The organism is Sphingomonas sp. (genome assembly GCF_031361285.1).
In the GTDB taxonomy this organism is placed as follows: Bacteria; Pseudomonadota; Alphaproteobacteria; order Sphingomonadales; family Sphingomonadaceae; genus Sphingomicrobium.
Window position 1 is genome coordinate 65,338 of record NZ_JANMCO010000105.1, and the last position, 8,512, is coordinate 73,849.

9 protein-coding genes and 1 tRNA gene are annotated in these 8,512 nt (G+C 64.5%); 7 read left to right on the top strand and 3 right to left on the bottom strand.

What is annotated here, in order from left to right:
• The first annotated feature begins 70 nt into the window (after nucleotides 1-70).
• Genes RMO25_RS10005 through RMO25_RS10025 form a run of 5 tightly spaced genes read left to right on the top strand, consistent with a single transcriptional unit; the run spans nucleotide 71 to nucleotide 4,430 of the window.
• Nucleotides 71-2,161, top strand: a complete 2,091-nt coding sequence (locus tag RMO25_RS10005) for a S9 family peptidase (protein WP_309662459.1) — start codon at nucleotides 71-73, stop codon at nucleotides 2,159-2,161.
• A complete protein-coding gene (locus RMO25_RS10010) occupies nucleotides 2,158-2,565 on the top strand; it encodes a DUF559 domain-containing protein (RefSeq protein WP_309662460.1) in 408 nt (135 codons plus the stop codon). Before RMO25_RS10005 ends, RMO25_RS10010 begins: the two co-directional genes overlap by 4 nt.
• Nucleotides 2,562-2,966 (top strand): thioesterase family protein, encoded by a 405-nt coding sequence (locus RMO25_RS10015; RefSeq protein ID WP_309662461.1) that lies wholly within the window; start codon nucleotides 2,562-2,564, stop codon nucleotides 2,964-2,966. The genes RMO25_RS10010 and RMO25_RS10015 overlap by 4 nt, the downstream gene beginning before the upstream one ends.
• 10 nt (nucleotides 2,967-2,976) lie before the next feature.
• Nucleotides 2,977-3,618: a maleylacetoacetate isomerase gene (gene maiA, locus RMO25_RS10020; RefSeq protein WP_309662462.1), complete on the top strand. Its 642-nt coding sequence runs from the start codon at nucleotides 2,977-2,979 to the stop codon at nucleotides 3,616-3,618.
• Between the two features lie 35 nt (nucleotides 3,619-3,653).
• Nucleotides 3,654-4,430 carry a class II aldolase/adducin family protein gene (locus RMO25_RS10025; RefSeq protein ID WP_309662467.1) on the top strand — a complete coding sequence of 259 codons (777 nt, stop codon included), beginning with the start codon at nucleotides 3,654-3,656 and terminating at the stop codon, nucleotides 4,428-4,430.
• 34 nt (nucleotides 4,431-4,464) lie between these two features.
• Here RMO25_RS10025 and RMO25_RS10030 read toward each other — a convergent pair.
• The 3 genes from RMO25_RS10030 to RMO25_RS10040 form a co-directional block, all read right to left on the bottom strand.
• Nucleotides 4,465-4,541, bottom strand: a tRNA-Pro gene (locus RMO25_RS10030).
• Between the two features lie 162 nt (nucleotides 4,542-4,703).
• Nucleotides 4,704-6,008 (bottom strand): FAD-dependent oxidoreductase, encoded by a 1,305-nt coding sequence (locus tag RMO25_RS10035; RefSeq protein ID WP_309662468.1) that lies wholly within the window; start codon nucleotides 6,006-6,008, stop codon nucleotides 4,704-4,706.
• Nucleotides 6,009-6,160: 152 nt separating this feature from the next.
• On the bottom strand, nucleotides 6,161-6,478 hold the full coding sequence (locus RMO25_RS10040) for a polyhydroxyalkanoic acid system family protein (RefSeq protein WP_309662463.1): 318 nt from the start codon (nucleotides 6,476-6,478) through the stop codon (nucleotides 6,161-6,163).
• Between the two features lie 90 nt (nucleotides 6,479-6,568).
• Here RMO25_RS10040 and RMO25_RS10045 point away from each other — a divergent pair, with 90 nt between their 5' ends.
• Nucleotides 6,569-7,321, top strand: a complete 753-nt coding sequence (locus RMO25_RS10045) for a hypothetical protein (protein ID WP_309662464.1) — start codon at nucleotides 6,569-6,571, stop codon at nucleotides 7,319-7,321.
• 66 nt (nucleotides 7,322-7,387) lie between these two features.
• On the top strand, nucleotides 7,388-8,512 hold a 1,125-nt coding region (locus RMO25_RS10050; RefSeq protein WP_309662465.1), incomplete at its 3' end, for a Clp protease N-terminal domain-containing protein.

An 8,512-nucleotide genomic window follows, 5' to 3' on the forward strand; every position in this document is an offset into this window, starting at 1 on the left:
CCACCCATTGCGGACACTCGCATCGCCGCTTTGCCCTTCCCGTTGGCGGTCACCGCGCTAAGAGCGCGGGATGGACAAGCCCGTTCGCCTCCCCTCCCCGCCGGCCGCGGAACAGCGCCCCTTCAGCTACGAACGCCACGGCGTGACGATCGAGGACCCGTGGCACTGGCTGCGCGACCCTATATACCCCGAGGTCGAAGATGAGCGGGTGCTTGCCTATTTGCGCGCCGAGAATGATTATTTCGAAGCGGCGATGGCGCCTCACCAGCCGCTGGTCGAGACGCTGTTCGAAGAGATGAAGGGCCGCCTCAAGGAAGATGAAAGCTCGGTGCCGATCCGTGACGGCGAGTGGCTTTACTGGTGGGCGTTCAGCCCCGGCGCGCAATATCGCAGTTGGTACCGCCGGAAATACGCCAGCGGCCCGGACGAAATGCTGTTCGACGAGCCGGTTGAGGCCGAGGGCAAGGACTATTTCCGCCTGGGGGCGCTGGAGGTCAGCCCCGACGGCAAGCTCGCCGCGATTCTGGTCGACGACAATGGCTCGGAACGGTTCGAGTTGCGCATTCGCGATCTCGCGACGGGCGCGGATATCGAGACCGTGACCGAGGTCGGCATCGACCAGCCGGTGTGGTCGAGCGACAGCGACGGCATCGTGTTCACCGAAGTCAACGAGAATTGGCGCAGCTATCGCGCGCGATACCACCGGCTCGGCAGGCCCGTGAACGAGGACGTCACGCTGTACGAAGAGAGCGAGGAATTGGGTTTCAGCGTTGGCATCGGACTTTCGCAGGACCGCAGCCTGATCTTCATTGCAACCGGCGACAATGCGACCAGCGAAGTGCGCTTCGTCGCCGCCACCGACCCCGCCGCGCCGCTGACTCTGATTGCGCCGCGCCAGACCAACCGCGAATATTCGGTCGATGCGGCGCACGGCAAATTGTGGATCCTGACCAACGACGACCATGTCAATTTCCGCCTGGCCGAAGCCGATCCCGCCGCGCCAGGCGACTGGAGAACCATCATTGCCGGCTCCGATCGCATCTATCTGCGGGGGGCAACTTCGTACCGCGACCATCTGGCGATTTCGCAGCGGGTCGACGGATTGGATCAGCTGGTGCTGCGCAAATATTCGGGCGAGGAGACGCGGGTCCCGTTTGGGGAGGCGAGTTACGCGGCGGGCTTTGGCGGCAACCCGGAGTTCGCCCCCGCCGCCTATCGCCTGGTTTATTCGTCGATGGTGACGCCGCTGACGGTGTATGACTTTCACCCGAAATCCGGCGAGCTCGAGACGCTCAAGGTGCAGGAAATCCCGTCGGGTTACGACCCGTCGCGTTACCGCACCGAACGGCTGATGGTGCCAGCCCGCGACGGCCAGCAGGTCCCGGTGTCGGTGGTCTATCCCAGGGGGTTCGCCAAGGACGGCGAAGGCAAGCTGTTCCTCTACGCCTATGGCGCGTACGGCATGGCGATCCCGCCGAGCTTTGGCACCAGCCGAATCAGCCTGCTCGATCGCGGCTGGGCCTATGCCATCGCCCACATCCGCGGCGGCGACGATTTGGGCTACGACTGGTTCCTGCAAGGCAAGCTTGAACAACGCACGAACACGTTCAACGATTTCGTCGATGTCGCGAAAGGCCTGATCAAGCAGGGATTCGGCAGGGCGGGCAACATTGCCATCCAGGGTGGCTCGGCCGGCGGCGAATTGATGGGCGCGGTGGCCAACAGCAACCCCGAATTATGGGGCGCGATCGTCGCCGACGTGCCGTTCGTCGACGTATTGAACACGATGTTGGACGACACCTTGCCGCTGACCCCCGGCGAATGGCCCGAATGGGGCAATCCGATCACCGACAAGGCCGCGTTCGACCTCATCCGCAGCTATTCGCCGTACGACAATGTCTGCGCCCAGGCCTATCCGCCAATGCTGATCACCGGCGGGCTCAACGATCCGCGCGTCACTTATTGGGAGCCGGCGAAATGGGCCGCCCGGCTGCGCGCCACCAAGACCGACGACAATCTGTTGCTGCTCAAGATCAACATGGGTGCCGGCCACGGCGGCAAGTCCGGCCGCTGGGAGCATTTGAAGGAAGTCGCCGAGGCCTATGCGTTTGCTTTGACCGAAGTATCCCCCTCTCCCGCAAGCGGGAGAGGGTCGGGGTGAGGGTTCGTGCCGCTATCGGGAAAACCAATCCGCACGCGAGCCGCCTCAGGCGGGACTCGACGGACGCAGAGCGGCTGATGTGGCGGGCTTTGCGGAACCGGCAGCTCGACGGTCTAAAATTCCGCCGCCAGGCAACCATCGGGCCGTACATTCCCGACATCGTTTGCATCGATGCAAAACTGGTAGTTGAGATCGACGGCGGTCAGCACGATGAGCAAGCGGACCGCCAGCGCTCGGCGTTTTTGATGCAACGTGGGTTCAAAGTATTGCGCTTCTGGAACAACGAGGTTTTGGAGAATTGCGAGGGGGTGCTTGAGACGATCGTTCGCGCCGCGGCGCAACGGATGACGAGAGAAGAAATACCCTCACCCAACCCTCTCCCGCGCGCGGGAGAGGACTTATGACGCGTCCCTCCTTCGAAATGGCGTTCACCGCGCGGGCGGAGCACATCGACGAGCTTGGCCACGTCAATAATGCGGTGTGGGTGCAGTGGATCCAGGAAGTCGCCGTCGCGCATTGGGAGGCGGTCGCCGACGCAGGCCACAAGCACGCATATTTCTGGGTGATCGTGCGGCACGAGATCGATTATTTGCGCGCCGCGGTCGAGGGCGACCGGGTGGTCGGGCGCACCTGGGTCGGCGATGTACCGAAGGGCGCGCGGTTCGACCGCCACATGGAATTCACCGGTAATGACGGGCGGGTCTGCGTCCGCGCGCGAACGTTCTGGGCGATCATCGACAAGGCATCGGGCCGGCCAATCCGCGTGCCGCCCGAAGTGGTAGCGCCATTCATGACCGAGGAGTAAACAGGCCGCGATGACCCGACCGATCCTCCACGATTATGCCAAATCGTCCGCCGCTTATCGCGTGCGGATTGCGCTCAATATCAAAGGGATAGAGTACGACCGCCACAAGGTGAACCTGCTCGAGAGCGAACAGAATTCGGACGAATATCGCGCGCTCAACCCGCAAGGCCTGGTGCCAATGCTCGAGATCGACGGCCTCAAAATCACCCAGAGCCTGGCGATCATGGTCTATCTTGATCAGCGTTATCCCGAGACGCCACTAATGCCGCCCGATCCCGCCGAAGGCGCCCATGTCCGCGCCATGGCGCTGGCGATCGCGTGCGACATCCATCCGCTCAACAATTTGCGGGTGCTCAAATATCTCGCGGGGACGTTGCGGCTGGGCGAGGACGAGCGCCAGGATTGGTACGCCCACTGGATCACCGAGGGTTTCACCGCCTTGGAGACAATGGCCGCGCCCCGGGCCGGCAGCTTCATGTTCGGCGACAGCCCGACGATCGCCGACATCTGCCTGGTCCCGCAAATGTTCAACGCGCGGCGGTTCAACGTGCCGGTCGATGCCTTTCCGACCTTGCTGCGCGCCGACGAAAACGCCAACCGTATCGACGCCTTCATCGCCGCCCATCCCGAGCGCCAGGAGGTGCCGCAATGAACCGGGTCGACGATATCAACCGCGGCATGGCGGGGATGACCGCGCTCGACTCGGTCGACATCCCGAGCCTGAAAGGCAAGGTCAGCGACGAGGAATGGGCGATCCGGGTCGATCTCGCCGCCGCTTACCGACTGGTCGCGCATTATGGCTGGGACGATTTGATCTTCACCCATCTGTCAGCGCGGATTCCGGGGCCCGAGCATCACTTCCTGCTCAATCCGTACAATCTCATGTTCGAAGAAGTCACCGCCTCATCGCTGATCAAGGTCGACACCAGGGGCAATCCGGTCGATCCGACGCCGTTCATCACCAACCCGGCCGGGTTCACCATCCATTCGGCGATCCACATGGCGCGCGAGGATGCGCAGGCGGTAATGCATTTGCATACGCCCGCCGGCCAGGCGGTGGCGGCGCATGCCGACGGGCTGCTGCCGCTGACCCAGACCGCCATGCTGATCCGCGGCGAACTGGCATTCCACGATTATGAAGGGGTCGCGGTCGATCTTGACGAACGCGAGCGGATCGTCGCCGATCTGGGCCAAAAGAATGCGATGATCCTGCGCAATCACGGCACGCTCGCCGTCGGGCCGAGCATCGGCGAATGTTTCGTCCGGCTCTATTTCCTCGAACGCGCATGCCAGGCGCAAATCATGGCGCTCAGCGCCGGCGAGGCCATCAACAACCCGCCCCAGGGCGCCCCCGAAACCGCCGCCGCGCAAGGCACGGTCGGCATTGCCCTGGCCGCGAAATTGCTCGCCTGGCCCGCGCTCAAGCGCAAAGCGTACCGGCTGGACCCGGAATTCGCGACTTAGGAAGCCGTCCGCCGGACGGCCAAACAACAGAAATTGGTCGGGGAGAGAGGATTCGAACCTCCGGCCCCTGCCTCCCGAAGACAGTGCTCTACCAGGCTGAGCTACTCCCCGACCGGAACCCGCAGTCAGGCGGGAGCCAAGGCGCGGGTTTCCTAGCTGGGGGGCGCGAGAAGCGCAACCGCGTCCTCAAGCGTCACCCCGGCTTTGCGCCGGGGCCTGCCTTCTTCGGTAAAAAACAGGCGGGTCCCGGATCGAGTCCGGGCAGACAAAGAATTACCAACCGAGTGTCCGCAGCCAATGCTCGACGCGAACCATTTTCTCGCGCGGGCTGCCGGTGCGGGCGGCGGCCTCCTCGGCGGCCTCGATCCGTCGCCAGTCGGCGAAATCGGTGGGTTTGACGCCGCGCTCCGAGAGCAGGCGCTTGAGCCCTTCGCCACCGGCGCGGTCGCCGCTACTCGTCGCCGGCATAGCGGCGGCGATCGCTTCGGCGACCTCATAGCCATCGGGGCGGTTGGTGCCGATCGTGCCGGTCGGCCCACGCCGCGCCCAGCCGACCGCGTACAGCCGTTCGGCGATGCGGCCGCTTTCGTTGAGGAATTTGCCGCCACGATCGTCATAAGGGACGCCGGCGATCGGCGGGGTCGAATAGCCGATGCAGCTGACAATCAGCGAGGCGGGGACGTCATAGGTCTCGCCGGTGCCGCGCGCGCCGCCTTTCTCGTCGAGCTCGGTCTTTTCAACAATGAGGCGCTCGGCATGCCCGTCGCCTTCGATCCTGAGCGGCTTGGCGAAGAAATCGAATATCATCGACTTGGGCCGGTTGGCGCGGATGTCATTGAAATCGCGCAGGATGGTGACCGACTTGCGCTGGCCGGGGTCGAGCGCATCGTCGGCCTCGTGCGGCGGGAAATCCTTAAGGTCGACCAGCGGGAGCGCCGCTTCAAGATGGCCCAGCTCGCCCAATTCCTTGGGCGTCATGGCAATCTGGTGCGGGCCGCGGCGGCCGAGGATGGTGATCGTCTTGATTGCCGAGCCTTCGAGCGCCTCGAGCGCGTGGCCGACGATGTCCGAGCCGTGGAATTCTTCGCGCGTTTTCGACAGGATCCGCGCAACGTCGAGCGCGACATTGCCGTTGCCGATGACCGCTGCGTGGGTGCCATCGAGCGGCGGGTCGAGGTCGGCGAAATCGGGGTGGCCGTTGTACCAGCCTACGAACTCGGCCGAGCCGATGACGCCGGGCAAATCCTCGCCGGGGATGCCGAGCTTGCGGTCATGCGGCGCACCAATGGCGAGGATCACCGCGTCGTAAAGGTCGAGCAATTCGTCGACCGACACGTCCGCTCCCACGCAAACATTGCCGACGAAGCCAACGCCGGCGGTCTCGGCGACCTTGTCGTAACGCTTGGAAACCGCCTTCAATGACTGATGGTCGGGCGCGACGCCGAAGCGGATCAGCCCGTACGGCACCGGATAGCGGTCGAGAATGTCGATGCGGGCCTGTTCGCCATAGGCTTTGGCCAGCGCCTCGGCGGTGTAGAAACCCGCCGGTCCCGACCCGACCACCGCGAAATGCCGCATTCTTATGACCCCGCTGCGAAAGTGGCGCGATGCTAGCGGCGCGGCGGCGAAAGGAAAGGTCGGCGTCATTGCGAGGAGCCGAAGGCGACGCGGCAATCCAGCGAGAACAAGGAAACTGGATTGCCGCGCTGCGCTCGCAATGACGAGCAGCGTCAGTCGCGCTGATCCTCGAGGAGAACATTGCCTTTCTTCTGGAGCATCGCTTCGATCGGGGCGGCGAACATCGCCAGCATGCCGGGCAGCATCACCCGGACGCGGACCTTGGTCTCTTCGACCCCGATCTGGGCATCGACCGCCTGGCCGAGCGCGTGGATGGCGAGGTTGAGATCGTCGCCGGACCAGGTCGAATCGACGTGGGACGCGCCGCCCGGGATATGATCCTGCAATTTGTGGATGTTGTTGGCGATGCGCCGCCGGGCCTCGTCACGGCCCAGCTTGTGCGGCAGGTCGACCTGGATTGGCTTTGGCATTGGCCGACAGTGGGCGGCCATTCGGCGCTTTTCAAGGCACGCGAACCGTTCAGCGCTTCTCAAGCCGGCCATGGCCATTATGGTCAGGCCATGTTGCTTTTTGCCGCACTGTCGATCGTCGCCGCTCAACCGATCCTCGTGCCGTACCCGGTCCCGCCCGGACCCACCGCCGCCTACATCACCGCCGGCCAGGACGAGCCCGGATATCGCAACTGGTATGCGGCCTCGCCGGGGCACGCGATCGGCGTCACCAACTTCAACCAGTATCTGATCACCTACGGCGTCGGCGGGATTGTCCCAACGTGGCAGCTGCTGCGCACCGCTACCGCCTGGGAACATTGCGGCGCGCAGCCGTTCGAAGTGCCGCCGGCGACCGAATGGCCCAATATCGTCCAGACTCTGCGCTATGTGCGTGATTATGTGATCCCGGCGGTGGGGCCGGTCGAGCCAGTTTCAGTCTATCGCAACCCACAGCTCAACGTCTGCGCGGGCGGCGCGATCGAAAGCGCCCACAAGCAATATTCGGCGATCGACATGGTGCCGTTGCGACCGACCACGCGCGAAGATCTGATGCGGACATTGTGCGCGGTGCACGCGCGGCGCGGCCAGCCTTATGGCGTCGGCCTCGGTTTCTACGCGTTCCTGCGCTTCCACGTCGACACGACCAAATTCCGGCGGTGGGGTGCCGATTCGGGTTCATCAGCGTGCCCGCCAATCATCCATCCGGAAGACTATGGGACCGTCTATCAGCCGCCGGAGCCGCCGCCGGTGCTGCCGCCCCCTGTCGTAACATCGCCGCCGCCGGTCGATCCGCTGGCGCCTGCGCCTGTGCCCAAGCCGTAGCGGCCGCATTCCCCTTGCGCTGATGGTGTGCGACCCAATATCGCCGCTGACCAAGGGGAAACCTGAATGGATTTGGAAAAACTGACCGAGCGCGCGCGGGGGTTCTTGCAGGCGGCACAAACCATCGCCGTGCGCGAGAATCATCAACGGATCGCGCCCGCGCACCTGCTGAAGGCGCTGCTCGACGACGATCAGGGCATGGCAGCGGGCTTGATCGAGGCAGCCGGTGGCGACCCGATCGCAGCGCGGCACGAAGCCGATGCCCTGGTGGCGAAAGTGCCGGCGGTGACCGGCAGCGGCGCAACTTCCGCCCCGGCGCTTGAAGGCGACACCATGCGCGTTCTCGACCAGGCGGAACAGGTCGCGAAGAAGTCCGGCGACAGTTACGTCACGGTCGAGCGCATCCTGCTGGCGATGGCGCTGGCCAAGACGACCGAGGTCGGCAAAGCGCTGACGGCCGCGGGGGTCAACGCGCAAGGATTGAACGCGGCGATCGAGAAATTGCGCGGCGGCCGTACCGCAGATACGCAATCGTCCGAGGATCGCTACGACGCTTTGAAGAGATTCTCGCGCGACCTCACCCAGGCCGCGCGTGATGGCAAGCTCGACCCGGTGATCGGCCGCGACGAGGAAATTCGCCGCACCATCCAGGTGCTCGCCCGCCGAACCAAAAACAACCCGGTGCTGATCGGCGAGCCCGGGGTCGGCAAGACCGCGATCGCCGAAGGACTGGCGCTGCGGATCGCCAACGGCGACGTCCCCGACGGGATTAAGGACCGGCGGCTGCTGAGCCTCGACATGGGATCGCTGATCGCCGGCGCGAAATATCGCGGCGAGTTCGAGGAGCGCCTGAAAGGCGTGCTCGACGAGGTCAAGCAGGCGGCGGGCGAAGTCATCCTGTTCATCGACGAAATGCACACGCTGGTCGGGGCCGGCAAAGGCGAAGGCGCGATGGACGCGTCGAATTTGCTCAAGCCCGCTTTGGCGCGTGGCGAACTGCACTGCATCGGCGCCACGACGCTCGACGAATATCGCAAGCATGTCGAGAAGGACGCGGCGCTCGAGCGGCGTTTCCAGCCGGTGTTCATCGGCGAACCGACGGTCCCCGACACCATCTCGATCCTGCGCGGCCTCAAGGAGAAATATGAGCTCCACCACGGCGTGCGGATTACCGATGCCGCGATCGTCGCC